Here is a 21,782-nt window from a genome sequence, read left to right as displayed (position 1 = left end):
ATCAATCTCCAAACCCACCATGCTCTTCAATAGCTTTACCCCAAGTTCTCCCCTTATACTTGGATAAGGTTGAAACCACATCCTCTTTCCAAGCTCCGTCAGGTAAAGGGTCGGTTATTCTTGCTATCTCAGCATCATCAATTTCAATATGTTTCAACTCATTCATTTCAAAAGTTGGATCACTTGTAAGTTTAACGTATTCAGATTGATCAAGAATATCCAACTCACCTTGCTCAACTCTAGTGACCAGCTTTTTATCTCCTGAAGGGGATGTACCATAAAGCTCGTAAACCCCAAGCTCCGGATTATCCTCAAAAAATTTTATTGTCTTCTCTCTGTTTTCTCTTGCTGGTTTGAAACTAGTCTCTCCCACAACATGAAAAGGGACTATAGGGTCCTCACCACCAGGCTTTCGCATTAGAACACCGATTAAAGAGATTTCGAGCGGAGCATCCATATCAGAGACATTAAGTTTTCTTCCTGTGTTTTGCGCCGCATCAACTAACTTTTGAATATCTTCAACATCACCTAAACGCTTATCTACCATAAAGCTTACAGGCTTTCCTAATACATCCTTTTGTTTTAACAATTCGGCTTGTACTCGTTTAGCAAGCATTGAACTCTCAGCATGTACCTGATCATGTGTGACAGGAAATTTTGTGTTATCAATCAGTAATTTCTTGAACTCATCAGGGTTAATTACTGCAATGTCATTCATACTTTCGACGCCTTGCACTCCGCCAGAGTTAACAAAACGCGACTTACCACTACCAGAATTGCCTCGCATAGCGAATATTGTTGGTTCATCAACTGATTGGCCTAGACCTGTAATACGATTTAATTTTTCTTGAACCAAGTCATGATGTAAAACTTGACGCTCCTCATCCCATACCCCGTTTACTTCATAAACTTCTTGTGTTTTCTTACCTTCCGAAAGTTCTCTTGCTGCTTTTTTAGGACAAATTGAAACTACTTCGCTAGAAGTAAGCCCAAGAGGATCAACCCAATGTATCGGATTAGAGCAATAGCGGTATAAATTGATTCCCCCCACTAAACCAATCGGGTCCTGCTGAGTAAACTCTCCCACCCGCGAATCATAGTATCTAAACCGGTTGTAGTGCAGCCCGGTCTCTTCATCGAAGTACTGCCCTTGGAAGCGAATCGGCTGTTCAATTTGGTTTTCGTGAGCCACGGCGATATTGCCATAGCTCTTGTAGGCAACGTCTCCACACCACTTCACCATCTTGGTTGGTGAGGGTATCCGGGGTTTCGAGGTGGTCTAGGTGGTCTAGGTGGTCTAGGTGGTCTAGGTGGTAGTAATAGACCTACTTATCTTCATTAAGTGCAACAGGTTTGAAAGTCTTCGGTTCGAAGTAGTATGTACGGCTATTAAGATCCTGCTGAACTTGGAGATCTCTTTTGATTTCTTGCAGGAGGACATCACCATCCCAAAGAAAGCCAGTTTGATCATCGCTAGAAGCCTTACTAATAAGGCGCCTTAGAGGGGCATATTGGTAGTGAATCTCTAGTTGAAGCCGCTCTGCCCCATCTTCTACCTTAAGCTTTTCTACCCGCACCAGCTGCTGGCGACTGTTGTAATGGTAGCGGGCTTGCAGTTTTTGGCCTTTACCGCGTAGCTCGGCAATACGGTTGCCGTGGATATCGTAGCGGTAGTGGGTATCACCACGAAAAGCGAGGCAGTTGCCTTTGACTTGAGTGGCGCTGGCCTGTTGATTTGCTTCGCCTTTCGAGTTGGGGGCGACAAGAATATTGTGTAGGAACGTGGACAAAGCATTCGGGGTTGGGTCAGGCGGACCAGGGCATCGTAATAATAACTGCACTCAGGGATTGAGCCCTGAGTCGGATCTTATTCCAGGCAGTTGACCTTGCCCAGACATTGTTTTTCTTGGTATTGCTAATCAGCCGATCAGTATCGCTGCCTAAGTAGGTTTTGGAATTTACTGGCAGGATTGAAGGCGAAGTTAAGCACTTCATACTCATCCAATATAGTAGCTAAAGCCCCCTAGCCGGTATTCCTCTCAAGCCAATCACAGGCTGGCTAGCCAGAGATCAAGAGAACATTGGCAACACATGTTTCACTCCTTAATTACCATTTCGATCAGACCTAAATCGACCCATTTTCTTTCTATGTAATTTTCAACAAGAAATGGAAAAAACTATATGTAAGTTCGCACTCAAAACAGCCTCTTCATTTATTGAAGAATTAATATTACACCTAGCTCACGAAGTGATCCCCACTAAAATTTAACGCTACAAAATTATATACAACCAACTTATCAAAGACTTAATGGAGCAATCAACAACCACTCGCATAGCGGGTGGTATGGTGAAAGCCCCCAGAGAGGGCTAGTTACAACCCCGCTAGTTGAATCTGTTCTTGCCGGCGTTCTTCGACCTCTTGATTCTTGATGCACTCTCGAATCATCTGCTCATCAAGCCCCACTGTACTCACGCAGTAACCCCGAGCCCAAAAGTGTCTTCCTGTGAAATTTCTCTGTACATGTTTGTACTTCCGAAATATCTGGATCGCAGATTTCCCTTTCAGAAACCCAACCGTATTGGAAACACTAAACTTCGGAGGAATCATTAACAGCATATGAATGTGATCCCTCATTCCGTACCCCTCGACTAACTCAATGCCTTTTTGGCGACATAAGTCTCGGAATATTGCTCCAATCTCCCGCCTCAATGTCCCAAATAACGCTTTCTTTCGATACTTGGGCACAAATACCACGTGGTACCTGCAATAATGTTTCACGTGAGTTTGGCACTGCCAATCTCGCATATGGCCTCCTTCTAGAACTTGCCCGTTCATGGAGGCCATATTTTTACTCTGCACGCCGGAACGGCTGAGCCTTGTCAAGTCTCACCGCCAGAGGCGGTGGTTTACCTGTGTGTTAATTAAAACTAACCTATTATTAGAGGAATAATTTCAAATAGGTGCATATGTCGAAATATTATTCCGACAACCAAGAGGCTTCATACACATTCAAAACATAGCAAAACTAGACTTTTTGTAAATTAACAATATTACACTCTTCAAAAACTGGACTCCCTGCATAATATGCAACCAACTCATCTGCAAAATAATAAAATAGATGAGGCTTATGTATCTTTTTTATAAAGTGAAATGGGATCTTCGATTCTCCATAGAAGGCTCCAGCCAATTGACCATATATAGCACCAATAGTATCACTATCACCTCCAAGGTTTACGGCTTTCACAAGGCCATCTTCAAAATTTGAAGTGTTATAAAAAGCCCATAAAGCCGCCTCTAAAGAATCAATGACATAACCGGATGAGAGTATTTCATCTCTTGTTTTTTTCTTATATGATCCCAGTGCTATTTTGTTTACCTTCTCGCAAAGAGGATGAAATCCCCAATAGCCGTTAACTGGAGCATATCCTTCGCTCAAAAGTACATCTTTTGTCTCGCCATACAAAGCACCAAGAATCAGAGCTGAAAAATACCTACATGAATCCACACATTCAATTGCGGGATGAGTTGTTTTTGAACTTTCTCCAGCCATTCGGATACCATCCTGTGGCAGGCTAGCAAAAAAAAGGGGGACCGGAGCCAGCCTCATTAGGGAACCATTACCTGCGGATCTTTCATCGTCAGAACCAGAAAACTCTTGCCCTGTTTCAGAGAACTTACTGAGGGCTCTCGCAGTAGCATTCCCTATATCAAAACAACTACCAGTGGAACTAAAAAGACCATCCTTCCACCACGCTAGATAAAGCTCCATTTGATTTCTTGCATCGAAAGATTTCTTATCAAGCAAGCTATAGGCTAGACAAAGAGCCATACTAGTATCATCAGTCCATTGACCAGGCTTCAACTTAAATGGTCCTCCCCCTACAATTTCTGTTAGATCCTCTTTATCCGGTCTCGCACCAAATTCCAGGGTTGTACCTAGGGCATCTCCAATAGCCAGACCTAACAAGCAACCTCTATATCTATCAGCTAGAATACTAGAGTTCTTCCCAATTGATCTTGTAAAATTGAATAAGTCTGCCTGTGATCGAGAAGATTCTCGATAGATAAAGTAGTTTAGTAGCCATTGATTTTTAGTTTGACTTTCCTCATCAAATTTATTAGACAATGGAGGAACACTAACTTTAACAACCATTATTCCTCCTCCAAATCAATACGCCAAATACCATCTTCATCTTTTTCTTTCTTAGTTATTTTAAATTCTGTTCCCGGACGGAACAAAACCTCATCTTCGGAGGGAACTGCAGATATATCTTGTATTTTTACACCTGTTTTAGATTTTATAGTCATTTGCACATTTCCAGAAAAAGCTTCATCTGGGTCTGAAGTTGAACTACTAAAGCCCTTATCTGAATATATTTCCCCCACACCAGGAAAACGCTCATGAACTTTTTCTTCTGTCATTGGGGCACCGCGATAAGTTGTTCCCGCAAAATTTCTTAAAGGGTCAGCTGAAAGTTTTTCAAGCGCCCTACTTGCAGCACTATTAACAGGGTCCCACGTCTCACTTATTTCAGGGTATTTTCCTCTCAACACCCCATTCATCTGCCTATAGTATGGGCCGGTATAGGTCCGAAGTGCTAAAAACTCATGCTGATATAAATTTTCTGGCAACCCCTCAAGAGAACTTTGCAACTGATTACTATTTTCAACAAAAGATAAACCAGCATGTTGCTCAACGACGTTATTGACATTTAAATCTTCAAGAAAGTCAAAATCATCCGGTATTTTATTTACATCACCTTTAGAGCAATCGTCACTTTTTGCAGTAAGCCCAAACGGATCAATCCATCTAACTGGGTTGGGAACATACCGATAATTATTCGATCCCCCCAATAACCCAACCGGATCTTGTTGAGTAAACTCACCAACTTGTGGATCATAGTACCTAAACCGGTTGTAATGCAGCCCAGTTTCTTCATCGAAATACTGCCCTTGGAAGCGAATCGGCTGTTCAATTTGGTTTTCGTGAGCCACGGCGATATTGCCATAGCTCTTGTAGGCAACACTCCATACCACTTCACCATCTTGGTTGGTAAGGGTATCTGGAGTTCCCAGGTGATCCAGATGGTAGTGATAAACCTGATTATCTTCTTTTAAACCAACAGGTTTGAAAGTGCCCGGCTCGAAGTAGTAAGTACGGGTATTGAGATCCTGCTTGGTCTGGGTATCGACTTTATTTTCCTGCAGGAGCACGTCGCCATCCCAGAGAAAACCGGTTTGCACGCTTTCACTCACTTTACCAATACGACGCCCCAGAGGGTCGTATTGGTAGTGAATTTTTTGTTGAAGCTGCTCTGCCCCCTCTTCTACCTTGAGCTTTTCTACCCGCACCAGCTGCTGGCGGCTGTTGTAGTGGTAGCGGGTTTGCAGTTTTTGTCCTTTACCGCGCAGTTCGGCGATGCGATTGCCGTGGATATCGTAGCGGTAGTGGGTATCACCACGGAAGGCTAAGCGGTTGCCTTTGACCTGGGTGGCGCTGGCCTGCTGCTTGGCTTCGTCTTTCGAGTTAGCGGCGGCAAGAATATTGTGCGCGGGGTCGTGCACAATATATTCGGGGTTGGGGCCGTCTACCTGAGTGAGGCGGTCGAGGGCGTCGTAGTGGTAGCTGCGGGTGCCGCGCAGGCTGTCCTCAATTTGGGCAATCTGGCCGGCTTTATTGTATTGGTAGCTACGCTCAAGGATGGAGTTTGACTGAGCCGGATCTGATACCGGGCCATTTGCCTTGCCCAGGCGCAGTTTTTGCAGGCGGCCCTGAGGGTCGTAGTCTCTCTGGCTTTCCAGCCCATTGCCGTGTTGGCGCTGGCTTTCCCTGCCCTGTTCATCGTGGCTGATGCTGGTGATCAGCTGATCTGTATCACTGCCTATGGGGCGGCGGTGCAGGCTTTGGAATTGACCGGCGGGGTTGAAGGCGAAGTTCAGTACTTCACCATCGGGTAATGTTGTGGCAATACGATTACCGACGGCATCGTATTGGTGGCTCAGTTTGTCTTTGCCCTGCCAATCGGCAACAACACGCCCATTGGCATCGTACTCCCAACGCAGTTTGCGGTGGGTATTTTCCGCTTCGATAAGCTGTCCGCTTCGGTTGTAGCGGAAGTTAGTAATCCCATCCGGGGTCACTTCTTCTAACAGGCGGCCGAAGGGGTCTCGCTCGAAGATGGTGTCGATGCCCTTACCAGTATCAGTGTCGGTAACGGCTCTGGAGCTGATCAGATGGCCAGCGCGATTATAGGCATAGCGGGTCACGCGGCCATCGAAACCGACTTCTTCGATTAATCGTTCGTTGAGATCGTATTTAAGCTGGTAGCGCTCTCCGTTTTCATTGGTGAGGCCGACTAAGTTGCGCTCGCCGTCATAGTGATATTGCAGGCGGCTGCCGTCCGGGTTGGTGCGGGTCTTAACCTGGCTGAGGCCGTCGTAGGCATAACTGGTACTACGACCTTCGGAGTCGGTAACTTCGGCCAGTAACCCCTGAGGGTTGTAGCTGTATTGGGTGCGGGCGCCGTCTGGAGTGGTCACCGCATGAATACGATCCTGGGCATCGTATTCGTAGCGAGTGACCTGGCCGGGGGCGTGTTGTACTTCTTCCAGGCGACGAGCGTTGTCATAGCGGTAGTGTTGGGCGCGGCCCATAGGGTCTTTGACCGCCGCAAGTTTACCCTCGGGGTTCCACAAGTAGCGGGTGGTATTTCCCAATGGGTCGGTAACGCTGCCGATCAGACCAACGGGGTTATAACCGTACTGGGTACTGTTGCCGAGAGGATCTTTAGTGGCAACGATCTGACCTTTTTCATTGTACTCGCGTTGCCACTTATTGCCAGCAGGGTCCGTAACTTTTGCGGGCAGACCTTCGCTATTGTATTCAATGCGGCGCTTATTGCCGGCGGCATCGGTTTTTTGTACCAGGCGGCCTTGATTATCGTATTGATAAATCTCTTCGCGCAGACTGCCATCGTCACTTGGCAGCTGTACCTTAGTGATCTGGCCCAGATCGTTATATGTATAAAGGGTCTCGGCACCTTCCGGATCGCGGTGATAAATGGGCAGGGCGCGCTCATTGAAACGGTAACGCTCTTTACCGCCGCGGGTATCCGTGACGCTAACCCCCTTACCATCATCATCCCAGGCAAACTGATAATTGTAAGTGTCCTGCCCATCGATAGGGTCACCCCACTGACGAACACAGCGGGCGGAGGGACCTTCGGCATCCCATTCGAAGTGGAAGCGGTAGCCGGTTTTTAGGGTACGCTGCTTAATAACATGCTGGTGATACTGATACTGCTCACTGTGGCCATCAGCATCGGTGGCCTTGATCAGGTCGCCTTCATTGTTGTACTCATATTTTGCGAGAACTTTAATACGACCATCGCGGGTTTCTTTTTTCAGTTCACCAATATGTAAACTTTTTGCCTGCCCTTCCGGAGGACTGATATGCAGGGCTTCACCGAGACTGCTCTCGATACAGATTAAACGCTCATCGATATAGTGGAACAGGTAGAAGTTGCCGTAACCATCGCGAATTTCTGCAAGCTTAAGAGTCCCCTTATCCCCGATAGCTTTAAAGTGCCTCTGCACTCCATTGGGGGCACCATAGGGGGTAACTATCCAATGTTCATCATTAACGCGAGTAAGCGATAACTGCTCCACCACATTGTGGCTGCGACCGCTATCTCCTGGTGCCGGCAGGTTAATCACTCGGCCCTCGGCATCGTGGAATTGCACCGCTTTACCGGGTCGCCATAGCAGTTTTTCCCCCAGGGTATGAGTCCAGCCATGTCCCAGACCAAAATCTTTGGGGTTACTGCTGCGGTAAGTACGCGCTACAGTGAGTGGCAGGGGCCCATCTAATACCGTATCCACCAGAGTGAGACGCTCCTCACCGGTTTTTAAGTTGATGGGCTCTCCGCCCTCACAGGCATTCGCATTGCACTGGGAAGTACCACCATTCTGGTTTGTGCCTGTTTCACTGTTAGCTCTATCAGGCTCGTTGGAGGCGGAGTTGCCACCTGCTTGACTCCTGCCCACTGCGTTGGAGCCGGAACCAGCACCCTGGCTACTTTGATTGCCGTTGCTGGAACCGCTAGAAGAGCTATTGCTAGTACTAGAGCTACCACTAGAGGAAGTGCTGCTTGAGGAGGAACCGCGTGACGAGGGGCCGCCGGAAGATGACGGCACTGAAGCCTCTGAAGAGCTTAAATCGGAGAAGCTGGCTCCATTGCCCTTGGCATTGCCGCCGCGTTTTTTGGAGAGCAGATTGCGCTGCTTTTTCAGCTTGGCAAAATCCATCATCAGGTCGCCGATGCCACGGAAGGCTGTTAGCAGGCGCGTATTTTTCGCCATAGCCGCTACCGCACCAATACCCCCTGTAGCCGCAGCCAACACGATGGTGAGAATAATCTCAAAAGCTCCACCACCGGCCATTTCGGTGATTTCTAAACTGTGCTGGGCACTGGCGTAATCCTTGGCAAAACGGATGATGATATCGCGTAGCGCCGGATCGTCATAAATCAGTTCAGCCACCTCAAGGGCCAGATCAAATTGCTGCTTGGTGATTTTAGAGGGGTCGAAGCCGAGTACATCTACCGCTTCTCGCTGAACAGCCGATAAATATTCCCGTTGAGACTCTACAAGACTTTTATCATGGAGCAGGTAATTGACAACCGCTTTATTTTGCTCAAAGGACTGACGTACAGGATGGATTAGTGCAGCCACTTCAAGCACGTCTTTAGCCCAAACGGCCAGCCCCCAGGCAGCGTTGCCCAGGCCCGTAGCGCCTCGATTAATATAAGCACCTACCTTCTCTAGACCCGAGCGCTGTTCATGGCGCTGCTGAATCAACGCAGCCTCAGCCCGCTCTTGAGCAATAATCTGCTGAAACCCTATACGGATTTTGCTGAGCAGTTGCGCCTGCTTGTCGACCAGCTCGGTAGCGGCAAATGGGGCTTCCTCAATAATCAGGCGGTTTTGTACCAGGGCCAGGTAGATTTCTTTTTCCCGGCTGGTTAAATGTCCCGGAGCTTCACTTAAGGGGCCAAGAAATATCGTACCCGACTGACTGGACTGGATACTGACACTCAGCGTATTGCAGGAAATCCCATTCAAGCCGAAAAAGTATTCATAGATCTCCTGAATGGCGGCGTTATCGAACATAGATAAGAGCTGGGTGGCATCCACCTGCAGGGGAATACCCATCTGGTACGCCCAGCCAACTCTCACCATATAACGAATGCCTTGCCTATTCTCGACACTTAGCTGCATGGATAATCCTTCAAACGCCGTAAGCCCGCTCTACGCCAGCTTCTTTTATCTTTGCCAGATCCAATAAATCATCCCGATTTATCTTCACATCTATTTACAACCCGGCGCACATGGCCGGCCTCTATTCCAATAAAAATTTTTCACCCTGCAAGTAATAACACGACGAGTACTTGTCACAGCCCAAAATCTTTTGGATTAGGATGTTCGCAATTTGTGAAATCTTAAATAGTAAACCTCATGATCCCGAAAGCTTATGGAAAACTACTTGCCAATAGCTCCAATTTACCGGCACCTGGATGGGATGAGGCCAAAGCTACCGGTAAGGGATACCTGAAATTGCGACCTATCTGGGCAGATTACCGCAAATAGGTCGAGGGGGATAGATAAACGGTATTACACGAGTACGACAACGAGTGTAGCGCTGCAGACAAATAAATTACTGAAAATATTTTGAATTAAGCGTAATAAATATAAAGGCAATCATCCTAACAACAGATAATTTACTGCAAAGATCTAAAAGAAAAATCAAATTCGAATTTAACCGGCAATAACTCATTAAAAAAGTTATTTGTGCTGCCATCCCTCTTCACTGCTTTAACTAGTAGCTACTAGTTGGATCTATAGAACCACTCCAGGATCAGGCGCAACGTGAACAACATCACAAACCAAGAGAGGAGAAAAGATTAGAAAGAATTTAGAGCTGGGTGAAAAAGTGAGCAGCTGAGAATGGAGAAATGAAAAGTTTATCGACAATCTTTCTCTTCAGGTGAAAGCCATTACTAATTTCAACCCCTAAACCGTTAGTAATGACTTACACCATAAAGATTTATTCGATTTCTTTAATACGCATCGAGTTGGTATGACCACCGACATTGAGGCGCTCACCTTGGGTGATCAATACCCGCTGGCCTTTTTGCAGGTCTATGCGCGCGCCCAGCACTTCGATAATTGACTCGGTAAGGTGCCCCAGAGGCACCGTGGCTGGATCGTAACTGATGGGCTCTACTCCGCGCAAGAGTACCAGCTGACGTGCAACATTGGGGTGCCTTGTCATAGCGTAAATCGGCAGGCGGGTATTGGCGCGGGACATCATACGCGGGGTTCGGCCAGACTCTGTCAACGCAGCCACTGCGCAGAGATTCTCCACTCGGGCAGCCACATCAATAGCGGCCTGGGCGATCACGGTATCAATACGATCCGAAGCACCATGTTCCTCTGGCGAGTAAGGCACACTGCCGAGATACTGCTCAGCCCCCACAATCACCTCGCTCATGGATTCCACTGCGGAGACAGGATAATCCCCAGCGGCGGTCTCGGCAGAGAGCATCACCGCATCGGTGCCATCCAGCACGGCATTGGCCACGTCCATCACTTCCGCGCGGGTGGGCGTTGGGCTGGTAATCATGGACTCCATCATTTGCGTCGCGGTGATTACGCCACGATTGAGCGCATTGGCACGGTTGATCAGTTTCTTTTGCACACCCACCAGAGCGGGATCGCCAATCTCTACCCCTAGGTCGCCACGTGCCACCATAATCGCATCAGAGGCGAGAATCAGGGCATCCATCTGTGCATTGTCGGCAACGGCTTCGGCGCGCTCAATCTTGGCCACAATGGCGGCCTGGCTACCGGCAGCCTGCATGGCCTTGCGCGCGGTCTCCAGGTCCTCGGCACAGCGGGGGAAACTCACTGCGAGGAAATCCACTTCCAATTCGGCAGCCAGTTCAATATCGCGGTAATCTTTTTCAGTTAAAGCTGGCGCGGACAAACCACCACCGAGCAGGTTAATGCCCTTATTATTGGAGAGTTTCCCGCCCTGCAGCACACGGCAATACAGCTTGCTGGCAGTTGTGCCCGTCACCTCCAGGCGAATCTTGCCATCGTCGAGCAGGAGAATATTACCGGAATGGCAATCACTGATCAGACTGGGGTAGTCGACTCCCACACGATGCTCATCGCCCCCTTCCGGAGGGCAGTCGAGATCCAGTGTGAATTCATCATTGTTCTCAAGCGCCACGCTGCCGGCTGTAAAACGGGCAATTCGAATTTTGGGGCCCTGTAAGTCGCCCAGCACTGCGACAGTTTTCCCCTGTGCCTCAGCAGCATCTCGCACTTCCCGCACCCGACGGCGATGGTCATCGGCACTACCGTGGGAGAAATTTAAACGCACAACATTCACGCCAGCACGAATCATTTCATCGATCACACGCGGCTTATCGGTACCGGGTCCCAGAGTGGCGACGATTTTTGTATGGCGAATCATATGGTCCCGTTAGATATTTGTTTGAAAGAAAATGTCTACGACCGACTAGCACTGCAAAAGTAAATTTAGCCGGCCCACTAGAGTACAAGACGAATTCACAGGCTTTCCCACAAGGGTTTTCCAATTTCGGGTCAACCTATCATAGGAGTAAACTCAGGCAGATTCCGCCACCGGCAGATCCAACTGTAAAGCTGCTGCCATGGCCAAGCTGGTATCCAACATACGGTGGGAGAAGCCCCATTCATTGTCATACCAGGCCATCACCTTCACCAGATTTCCATTCACCCGCGTGTGATTGGCATCGAAGTGGCTGGAAGCGGTGGTGTGATTAAAATCCACAGAAACCAAAGGCTGGTCGCAATAGCTCAAAACACCACCACTGGCTTCTGCGGCGCTCTGCATAATACGGTTTACCTCTTCAACCGTAGTATCGCGGCTCGCAATAAACTGACAGTCCACCAGAGAGACGTTACTTACCGGCACCCGAACCGCCATTCCATCCAAGCGCCCCTTTAATTCCGGTAATACCAGACCCACGGCCGCCGCCGCCCCAGTCTTGGTGGGAATCATATTGTCGGCCGCAGCACGTGCCCGATAAATATCCGCATGTACCGCATCCTGAGTGTTTTGGTCGTTGGTATAGGCATGCACCGTGGTCATAAAGCCCCGCTCAATTCCCAGCATACGGTGCAGCGCCTGTGCCACCGGTGCCAGGCAATTGGTGGTGCAGGAAGCATTGGAAACTACGCGATGCTCCGAGGTCAGGTTACTATTATTCACGCCGTAAACTACGGTGAGATCTGCATCTTTTGAAGGAGCGGAAATCAGCACCGCTGCAGCACCGGCTTCGATATGGGCAGAAGCAGAAGCCTTGTCAGTAAAGCGGCCGGTACATTCCAATACCAGATCCACCCCCAGCTTTCCCCAAGGCAGTTTAGCCGGATCGCGCTCCTGATAGACCTGAACTCTATCAGAGCCGATAATCAACGCATTGCCGTCCACTTTTACTTCGGTGGCAAAGCGGCCGTGAATAGTATCAAAACGCGTCAAGTGCGCATTGGAGGCAACCGGAGCCAAGTCATTAATCGCAACCAGCTGGATACGATCGCTGTAACCAGACTCGTAGATGGCACGGGTGACGTTGCGACCGATACGGCCATAACCATTGATGGCGAGTTTAATTTTCATCTGGCTTTACCTTTTTATTAGCTTCTGGTTATCCCCTATTGCATCCATTTATGAATGCACTCTAGCGAACTTTTATGACGATTTGCCTGATGGTGTAGCGCACTTGCATCAGTCACTAAAGTACTACCCGAACAATTCGGGAACGGCACAGGCAATTAACAGATTAGAATTTCAGTGCTGCAGCCTGTTGCGAAAGACGAGTAATCTCGGCCCAATTTTTCTCCTGTACCAAGGCACTGGAGGCCATCCAGGAACCTCCCACACAAACCACGTTGTTAAGTGCCAGGTAATCCGCCGCGTTGTTGGGGCTCACACCACCGGTTGGGCAAAATTTTACTTCCGCTAATGGACCGGCAAGGGACTTCAGCATGGCCACACCGCCGGCGGCCTCAGCAGGGAAAAATTTCTGATAACGGTAACCCCGCTCATACAGGCCCATCACTTCGGAGGCGCTTGCGGCACCGGGTAATAGAGGCACATCACTTTTATCCGCAGATGCCAATAGTTTTTCTGTTGCACCAGGGCTTACCATAAAGCGCGCTCCTGCATCGACAGAGCGGCGCAGATCATCGTCATTTAGCACTGTGCCGGTACCCACATCAGCCTCGGGTAGGTGTTTGGCAATTTGCTCTACTGCAGCCAAGGCTGCTTCTGTACGCAGGGTCACCTCAAGAACATTCAAGCCACCTTCGAGCAAGGCCTCAGCCAGGGGCAACGCATCTTCAGCCCGCTCGATAACCAACACTGGGACAACGCCAGCAGACTGCAAAATGTCGGCGATATTTTTCTGCATCAATCAATTCCAAATCGTTCGTTAAGGCGCCCAATACACAGTGACCGGCTTCAGTCCCTGCTTGAGAATACTGCGCACCGGCATTTCCATTTCATCACTACCGAGCAGGGCTTCACGATAAACCTTGAGTTTTTCCTCACCGGTAATCAGTAGCTTGATATTTTTTGCCTGTAAAATGGCATTTAGGGTTAGCGTCATACGTTCGGTATTAGTTCCGGTCACGGCACTCTGTTGCGCGGTAATGGCGCTACACAATTTGTCCGAATCTGGATTTAGTGCTTCGGCAAGCCCTTGCGCATGGGGAAATAAAGAAGCGGTGTGGCCGTCGTTACCCATTCCCAGAATGCACACATCAAAGGGGCGCGGCAGCTCATCATAGGCGAGCTCACAATCAGCTTCACCCTCAACAGCACTACTGTGCGTGTTTTTCATGCCCAGCAAAGTGGCCTCGGCGGCATTATTTTGCAGTAGGCTGTTTTCAATAAATGCCTGGTTGCTGCCACTGTGGGATTTTTCTACCCAGCGTTCATCCACCAGCGCCGCCGTAATCTGCGCCCAGGGCAGTGGACGCTTGGAAAGTTCACGATAAACCGGTTCCGGAGTACTACCTCCCGAGACAAGAAAAGTGGCTTGACCAGACTCTTTAATGCCTTGCTGCAGTTCGCAGGCACAGTCGTAGGCCAGTGCCTGTACCAGGCGTTCACGATCGGTAAAGAATTTCTCTTCTGCCATGAATACTTCCATCCATCGTTATGGATTACCTTAAAAATAGGTAATCCACAAAATCATTAGTAGGCGTTAAACCATTGGCGACCATCACGCGCTAGCAGTTCGTTAGCTTCTTCTGGTCCCCAGCTACCCGCAGGATAGGGCTTGGGCTGATTTTCGGTTTCACGCCAGTGTTCAATAATAGGGTCCACCCAGGCCCAGGCTGCCGCCACTTCATCGCGGTGAATAAACAGGGCCGAGTTATTGGCAGCGGCATCGAGCATCAACCGCTTATAGGCATCACTGCGGAAGCTGTCATAAGTGTCTGAAAGCGTTAAATTCAATTCCGCCGGCTGTAGCTCAGTGGTCAGGCTATCCATTTTCTTGGCCATCAAAATCAGCCGGATGCTCTCTTCCGGTTGCAAGCGGATAACCAAACGATTGGGGACTACATTGCCGGCACTCTCGTCATAGACTAGGTGGGAAACTTTTTTGTACTGCACCACAATTTCCGCACAGCGTTTTTCCATACGCTTGCCTGTGCGCAGGTAAAAAGGTACTCCCGCCCAACGCCAGCTATCGATATATGCACGCAAAGCGACAAAGGTTTCCGTGGCACTAGAGCCACCTTCCAGATCATCCAGATACCCCGGCACTTTTTGACCATTAATTTCTCCAGCAACATACTGGCCACGCACAACGTTTTTATCTACCAGACCGCCCTTTAGTGGGCGCAACGCCTCCAATACCTTGATTTTTTCCGCTCGAACATTTTTCGCGGTCATGGAATTCGGAGAATCCATAGCGATCAGGCACAAAAGTTGTAAAAGATGATTTTGCACCATATCCCGCAGCGCACCGGTTTCATCATAAAAACCCGCGCGGCCTTCAAGGCCGACAGTTTCAGAAATACTAATCTGTATATGGTCAATAGTTTTTGCATCCCAAAGGTGCTCGAACAATACATTACTAAAACGCAAGGCCAGCAAGTTTTGAACGGTTTCCTTACCCAGGTAATGATCGATGCGGAAAATACTATTTTCCGGAAAGTAACTCGCAATTTTGCTATTGATTTCGTCGGAAGTCTGCGCGTTATAACCGAGAGGTTTTTCTACTACTACCCGGGAATTTTTACTAATTAAGCCTTTGGATGAAAGGTTTTCACAGCAGGGGCCAAAAACACCAGGGGGAATCGCCAAATAAAAAATTCGTACTCGCTCGGGATCTGATTCGAGGATGTCCGATAAGTGCGTCCACTGTTGATCCGGTACAGAAATATCCAGGGCCACAGGGCGTAATAACTGGCTAAAACCAGTCCAGATGGAATTGCAATATTCACCATCGCGCAAATGCTGCTGTAGGGCCTGAAGTGCCACATTTAGATATTGATCGGCGTCTTGCTGGTGGCGACAAACAGGAAGAATTCGGCAGCCCTCTGCTAAGCTGCCCTCTCGGTAAGCGCGATACAGTGCTGGAATCAACTTGCGCAGGGCAAGATCACCACCACCACCAAATAACACCATATCAAATGGGTTAGACATAAATTTTGCTCTGAAATCGTTTTCTACTGCGCCGTTTCTTTTGAGCGACACATATTAATAAAGGATACTGGCACCACTCTCGGCACCACTGGCGATAGCGCGCATATTGGCAAAGAGTTCCCGGCCCATACCGCGGGCGCTATCAGATAAATCGCACTGAGCGAGTTCGCGCGCATGTAATTCCGTTTCATCCACCAAGACCCGCAACACGCCAGCTTCGGCATCTAGCTCCACTATGTCACCATCACGCACCTTGGCAATGGGGCCGCCTTCGACGGCCTCAGGAGACATATGAATAGCCGCCGGCACCTTGCCGGAAGCACCGGACATCCGCCCATCGGTGACCAGGGCCACTTTGAAGCCTCGATCTTGCAGTACACCCAGGGTTGGAGTCAGCTTATGCAGTTCAGGCATACCGTTTGCTTGTGGTCCCTGAAAACGCACTACCGCAACAAAATCCCGTTCCAGCTCGCCAGCTTTGAAACGCTCCAGCAATTCATCCTGGTTATGCAGCACAATCGCCGGCGCTTTCACCTTGAGATGCTCTGGTTTAATCGCGGAAACTTTGATCACACTACGGCCGAGGTTGCCCTCCAGTAGCTGCAAGCCGCCGTGATGGGAGAAAGGATCGCTAACAGGGCGAATCACTGTAGTGTCGCCGCTCTCTTTCGCCGTTGGCCGCCAAACTACACCATCACCCGACTCGTTAAGGAAGGGGTCTTGGCAATAGGACTCAAGACCACTATCACCCAGCACCGTGCATACATCACCATGTAACAGGCCAGCCTCAAGCAACTTACTCATCAGGAATTGCATACCGCCAGCTGCCGCAAAGTGATTGATATCGGCTGTACCGTTCGGGTAGACATGGCACAACAGAGGCACCACTTCAGAGAGGTCGGCCATATCCTGCCAGGTGATCTGGATACCGGCAGCTCGCGCCATCGCTATTAAATGCAGCGTATGGTTGGTGGAACCACCTGTGGCGAGCAGTCCCACAATACCGTTAACAAATGTTTTTTCTGTGAGGATTTTCGCGATGGGTGTGTGCTGGCTGGGCTCAGTAATTTTTGCTAACTGTGCCACCGCCGCTTCATTAAGTGCATCGCGCAGGCCAGTGCCAGGATTGACAAATGAACTGCCTGGCAACTGCAGGCCCATAATTTCCACCAGCATCTGGTTGCTGTTAGCGGTGCCGTAAAAAGTACAGGTGCCAGCACTGTGGTAAGAAGCGCTCTCCGCCTCCAACAATTCGGAACGACCAACCTTGCCCTCGGCATAGAGCTGGCGAACTCGTACTTTTTCCGCATTAGAAAGCCCAGTGGGCATTGGGCCCGCCGGTACAAAAATTGAGGGTAGATGTCCAAAAGCGAGGGCACCGATTACCAGTCCCGGCACTATCTTGTCGCAGATACCGAGGAACATAGCGCCTTCAAAGACATCGTGGGAAAGGGCAATGGCTGTGGACATGGCAATGACATCGCGGGAAAAGAGACTCAGCTCCATACCTGGCCGCCCCTGCGTCACCCCATCGCACATCGCCGGTACCCCACCGGCTACTTGCGCAGTGGCACCTTGGCGCGCCGCCGCCTCTTTCAAGCGTGGCGGATAAAGCCCATAGGGCTGGTGCGCTGAGAGCATATCGTTATAAGCGGTAACAATCCCCAGATTGGGACCACGCCCGGAAACAATAAGCTGCTTGTCCTTTTCTGGAGAGGCTGCAATAGCATGGGCCAGATTGCCACAGGACAGGTGCGCAGTGGCACGCCCTTCAATGTGCGCCTTCTCCACCTGAGCTAAATACTGAGCGCGGGTTTCCTCACTGCGCTGGATAATTCGCTCGGTAACTGCCTGAACCTTGCTGTGAACCATGACTCTTCCGTATTAATTCTGCTCGATGCACGCTTGAACTGACATCGATGCCTTATTGCGGTGGCGGCACAGCCACCATTGAGTTTTCATCCCTGAAAGGGCCTTCCGGCAAGTAAAATCCCGCCGCCTGACTGGGTTGTAGTGCGGGCGAAGCCCTATCACCCGGCAGGCGATGGACAAGCTGGAGAATTCCATCACCCACCCAGCAAAAAAAGTGCACTTTTTTTTCAAGAAAAACTAATAGGCTTGATCAACATCCCTACCAAACCTCAAGAAATGCACTTTCTTACCAGGCCTAATTTTTACCGGAGCCCACTAACCCCATCGGATACTAGTGGGCCAGTGAGATCAAATCCTCCCCCTCCAGATGGAGTAGAAAGCTCACAAACCTCAAATGGCACTAGCAAATCAGGTCCTGCAAGCTTAATGAAGCGCATTATGTAGTAAAACTACAAAAAAGATCAAGAGCCAGTCTATAGCCGACATAAGAACCAAGCCATTAGCCTGGGAAGGCCAAGTGAAACGATGCGAAATCCTCCAACAAGGAGAATTAAGCGCCACAATAGCAAGATATACGGGAAATAAATTTTTGGTACCAAAAGGTAATAATGTAAGAAAATTACAAAAAGATGTCAGATCAGTATATTTTGCTCATGTCCACTACCGCCATTAACCGGGATTACTAGCTGCTGCCAAACTGTCAGTACCGAGTGATCCTTTTTACTTCGGATGGTCCGAACAAAGAAGATGAGATGAGCTTGAGGCTGAGGCCTCCCCAGGGCAGGTTTTGCGAGAGGAATCGGTGCCGATGAAAGTCACCATTAACGACGTTGCCGCACGCGCAGGCGTATCAATAAAGACAGTTTCCCGGGTCATAAACAATGAACCCTCTGTGCGCCCCAGCACCCGCGAGCGGGTCATGCAGGCGGTACAAGCCCTAAACTACCGCCCCAACCTGGCCGCGCGCAATCTGGCAGGTACCCATTCCTATTCCATTGCCTTTATTTACGACAACCCCAATGCCTACTATGTGATCGACATGCAAAACGGCATCCTCGGAGCCTGCCGCGAACGGGGCTACGAACTGCTTATCCATCCTGGCAGTGGCCGAAGAGAAACCATCCATGAAGAGTTGCGCAAACTAATAGAACAAAGCCGGGTTGCCGGACTGGTACTCACTCCCCCTTTCTCCGAGACCCGGGAAGTTATCGATACTTTGAAGTCACTGGATGTGGAATTTGTACGGATAATTTCCTCTGAAGGTTGCGGCCAGGGAGAGGAAAACTGCATTGCAATTGATGACGAAACCGCCGCTTTCACAATTACCCAACATTTATTGCAGCTGGGGCACAGACAAATTGCCTACCTTGGCGGTGGCGCCGAACACTTATCCACCCTCAGCCGCCTAGCGGGTTACAAAAAGGCCCTGCAAAAAGCTGGCTTACCTTTTACTGAGGAGCAGGTCATAGAGGGCGAATATTCCTTTGACTCCGGCGTAGCCGGGGCGACCGCCTTATTACACTCAGTCACCCCTCCCACGGCCATCTTTGCCGGTAATGATGAAATGGCTGCAGGAGCACTTTTTGCCGCGCGCATGTTAAACATTGAGGTGCCCCAACAACTTTCTATCGCTGGCTTCGAAGACAGCCCCTTTTCACGCCAGACCTGGCCGAAGCTCACCACCGCCCACCAACCGAACGAAGATATTGCCCGTCGCGCTGCAGAACTATTATTGGAGCGTATTCAATGCCGTGGAGGACAGGAAAAAGAACAACTAAACAGCGTAAAGTCAGATAGCAATTACCACAGCTTTACTCCGAGTCTAATCGTGCGAGAATCCAGTGGTCCGGTAGTTGAGAAAGCCTACAACCCTCAAACTTGATTGATAGGCAAGCACACTACTCACCATAAACCTGACGCCCACCGATCCAGGTTTTTTGCACATTAAAACTACGGTCGAGCAAAATAAAATTCGCTTTGGTTCCAGGAACAATCCTTCCGCCCTGCGAACCCAGAAACTGGCAAGGATAGAGGCTTGCCATTCGCAAGGATTCACAGATATCCAAGCCACACCAGTCGCTGATATTACGCACTGCCCCCATCATATCCAGATGCGAACCGGCCAACTCTCCGGTACTTGAAGTGAGCTTATCCCCCTCTCTAGTTACCACCCGATCAAATAACGGAAAGCTCAGCGCATCACTTCCCACCAGGGACATGGCATCAGTCACAAGAAGCAGCTTTCCATGCGGCTTAACCTTGAGCGCCAGAGTAATAGCCTCGGCACTGACATGATGACCATCAGCAATAATTCCGCACCAAGCTTCGTCGCTAACAAGAGCGGATCCCACCATACCCGGCTCGCGAGAATGCAACGGCGACATGGCATTGTACAAATGTGTAAAACCCACTGCGCCAGCCTGCAATGCCGAACGCACGGTTTCCCCATCGGCATTAGAATGCCCCAAACACACCCGCACCCCCATAGAAGACAATCGACTGATATCCTCCATGGGCACTGTTTCCGGCGCCAAGGTAACAACCTTGATACCCAGATCCTCTCGCGCATAAATTTCCCACTCCTCATCGCTAAGAGGACGAATAAATGACTGCTCATGAGTCCCCTTTTTCGACACGCTAAGATGTGGTCCTTCAAAGTGGATACCGATCACACCGGGTACTTGCTGATGCAGCGCAGCACTAACCGCATTCGCAGCATCCTGCATAATATCGAGACAGTCGGTAATCAGCGTGGGGAGAAAAGCTGTAGTGCCGAACCGGGCATGAGCCTCGCCCATTGTACGCAGCCCTGCAACATTGGGCTCTTGGTTAAACAGTACACCACCACCACCATTCACCTGCACATCCACCAACCCCGGCGCCAATAGGCCCTGTAAATATGTCGCTGAGGACTGCGGGGATTTTCCAACGGAGGCAATGCGACCATCATCGTCGATAATCAGTGACACGTCCTCCAAGATCCGTTCACCATCAAAAAGCTTCTCTGCGACCAGGGCGAAAGCCACAACCTCTCCTTAACACTGAATATTATTTACACCGAAATTCCTGGCAGATTATTACACGGTCTGGGTGACCTTTTTTAGGCCTGCCGGCTCATCAGGATTAATACCGCGGTTTACTGCCACATGGGCAACATCGATATAAAAGCGCTGCAGCAAAGCAAGGGGGGCGATGCGGGGATGTACTCCTTTACTCGGCACATGCAGATTGATCAGGCTTGCCCCTCTTTGCACTATGTCATCAATTTGCTCACTGTGCGCCTTGAATGACTCATCCTCAATAGGGACATTTACAACGGTCAGCTTGTCCTCAACAAGAGTTACCGGCCCATGCAAAAATTCTGCACTGGAAAAAGACTCCGCATGGATATTGCACACTTCTTTTAATTTCAGCGCCAGCTCGCGGGTTATGGCATAACCGGGACCGCGTCCGAGCACCACCAGATTCTGCACCGAAGCCAGATCCTCAGGTCTCAATTGTATCTCTGCGCGAACAGCAGCTTCTAAAGTTTCAGGTAGTTTTTCCAAGGCCAGGCGCAACGTCTTGTCACCACTCCAACAAGCCACCAACTGCAAAATTGCCGAAAGCGTGGCCAGGTAACTTTTGGTTGCTGCCACCGCTTTTTCCGGCCCCGCCTTCAAGGGAATCAGTAAATCGACAATATCCTTGATTGGCGCCTGCTCATCATTCACCAAGGCTACCGTATAGGCGCCGCACTCCCTGGCCATCTTCGCCTGAGCCAGAATATCCGGACTGCGCCCCGACTGAGAGATCACCAGCACCAATGCCCCTTCCAATTTCAATCGGCGTCCATACACACTGGAAACTGAAGGCGCCGCAGCAAAGGTGGGCGTCCCTGTTTCTATTTCGATCAGATACTTGGCAAAAACACCAGCATGGTCAGAAGAACCCCGTCCAACAATCATGACAAAGCGCGGAGCATGAGCTTGCAAACGCTCCCCCAGGCGCTCCATCACTTTCGCATTCGTTTGTAGCTGTTCAGCAATTCTTGCCGGAGCCTCACGGGCTTCGGCCTCCATAATCGTCGTAGTCATTCCATCATTCACTCAGGCTACCCCTCTCCCCGAAACCGGACTCCCGGCAAACTTTTTGGAG

At 49.6% G+C, this 21,782-nt stretch carries 14 protein-coding genes; 1 reads left to right on the top strand and 13 read right to left on the bottom strand.

Annotation, left to right across the window (positions count from 1 at the left end; genetic code table 11):
• Position 1: 1 nt before the first annotated feature.
• From ACJJI0_RS20470 to edd, 11 genes are all read right to left on the bottom strand, one after another.
• Positions 2 to 1,243: an RHS repeat-associated core domain-containing protein gene (locus ACJJI0_RS20470; protein ID WP_444883999.1), complete on the bottom strand. Its 1,242-nt coding sequence runs from the start codon at positions 1,241 to 1,243 to the stop codon at positions 2 to 4.
• Positions 1,244 to 1,325: 82 nt separating this feature from the next.
• The gene (locus ACJJI0_RS20465) at positions 1,326 to 1,790 is read right to left on the bottom strand and encodes a hypothetical protein (protein ID WP_444883998.1); all 465 of its coding nucleotides are present in this window, start codon (positions 1,788 to 1,790) and stop codon (positions 1,326 to 1,328) included.
• Positions 1,791 to 2,371: 581 nt separating this feature from the next.
• Positions 2,372 to 2,806 (bottom strand): IS200/IS605 family transposase, encoded by a 435-nt coding sequence (tnpA, locus tag ACJJI0_RS20460; RefSeq protein ID WP_444883997.1) that lies wholly within the window; start codon positions 2,804 to 2,806, stop codon positions 2,372 to 2,374.
• 220 nt (positions 2,807 to 3,026) lie between these two features.
• Entirely contained in the window at positions 3,027 to 4,154 is a 1,128-nt protein-coding gene (locus ACJJI0_RS20455) for an ADP-ribosylglycohydrolase family protein (protein ID WP_444883996.1), read from the bottom strand.
• A complete protein-coding gene (locus ACJJI0_RS20450) occupies positions 4,154 to 9,280 on the bottom strand; it encodes an RHS repeat-associated core domain-containing protein (RefSeq protein ID WP_444883995.1) in 5,127 nt (1,708 codons plus the stop codon). Before ACJJI0_RS20450 ends, ACJJI0_RS20455 begins: the two co-directional genes overlap by 1 nt.
• A gap of 826 nt (positions 9,281 to 10,106) precedes the next feature.
• Positions 10,107 to 11,543, bottom strand: a complete 1,437-nt coding sequence (gene pyk, locus ACJJI0_RS20445) for a pyruvate kinase (protein ID WP_444883994.1) — start codon at positions 11,541 to 11,543, stop codon at positions 10,107 to 10,109.
• Between the two features lie 153 nt (positions 11,544 to 11,696).
• On the bottom strand, positions 11,697 to 12,731 hold the full coding sequence (gene gap, locus ACJJI0_RS20440) for a type I glyceraldehyde-3-phosphate dehydrogenase (RefSeq protein WP_444883993.1): 1,035 nt from the start codon (positions 12,729 to 12,731) through the stop codon (positions 11,697 to 11,699).
• 163 nt (positions 12,732 to 12,894) lie between these two features.
• The gene (locus tag ACJJI0_RS20435; RefSeq protein WP_444883992.1) at positions 12,895 to 13,524 is read right to left on the bottom strand and encodes a bifunctional 4-hydroxy-2-oxoglutarate aldolase/2-dehydro-3-deoxy-phosphogluconate aldolase; all 630 of its coding nucleotides are present in this window, start codon (positions 13,522 to 13,524) and stop codon (positions 12,895 to 12,897) included.
• Positions 13,525 to 13,545: 21 nt separating this feature from the next.
• Positions 13,546 to 14,256, bottom strand: a complete 711-nt coding sequence (pgl, locus tag ACJJI0_RS20430) for a 6-phosphogluconolactonase (protein ID WP_444883991.1) — start codon at positions 14,254 to 14,256, stop codon at positions 13,546 to 13,548.
• Between the two features lie 56 nt (positions 14,257 to 14,312).
• Positions 14,313 to 15,773 carry a glucose-6-phosphate dehydrogenase gene (zwf, locus tag ACJJI0_RS20425; protein ID WP_444883990.1) on the bottom strand — a complete coding sequence of 487 codons (1,461 nt, stop codon included), beginning with the start codon at positions 15,771 to 15,773 and terminating at the stop codon, positions 14,313 to 14,315.
• A gap of 54 nt (positions 15,774 to 15,827) precedes the next feature.
• Positions 15,828 to 17,645, bottom strand: coding sequence for a phosphogluconate dehydratase (gene edd, locus ACJJI0_RS20420; protein ID WP_444883989.1), 1,818 nt, complete (start codon positions 17,643 to 17,645; stop codon positions 15,828 to 15,830).
• Between the two features lie 808 nt (positions 17,646 to 18,453).
• Here edd and ACJJI0_RS20415 point away from each other — a divergent pair.
• A complete protein-coding gene (locus ACJJI0_RS20415) occupies positions 18,454 to 19,527 on the top strand; it encodes a LacI family DNA-binding transcriptional regulator (protein WP_444883988.1) in 1,074 nt (357 codons plus the stop codon).
• A gap of 16 nt (positions 19,528 to 19,543) precedes the next feature.
• On the opposite strand, the gene nagA is transcribed toward ACJJI0_RS20415, so the two are convergent.
• Together nagA and nagB-II are read right to left on the bottom strand one after the other, a co-directional pair.
• Entirely contained in the window at positions 19,544 to 20,671 is a 1,128-nt protein-coding gene (gene nagA / locus ACJJI0_RS20410) for an N-acetylglucosamine-6-phosphate deacetylase (RefSeq protein ID WP_444883987.1), read from the bottom strand.
• A 51-nt stretch (positions 20,672 to 20,722) separates the two neighbouring features.
• Positions 20,723 to 21,721, bottom strand: a complete 999-nt coding sequence (gene nagB-II, locus ACJJI0_RS20405) for a glucosamine-6-phosphate deaminase NagB-II (protein WP_444883986.1) — start codon at positions 21,719 to 21,721, stop codon at positions 20,723 to 20,725.
• Positions 21,722 to 21,782: the final 61 nt, after the last annotated feature.

The sequence above is a fragment of the Microbulbifer mixtoriginis (SeqCode) genome, assembly GCF_052466695.1.
This window is presented reverse-complemented; position numbering and strand designations above follow the sequence as displayed.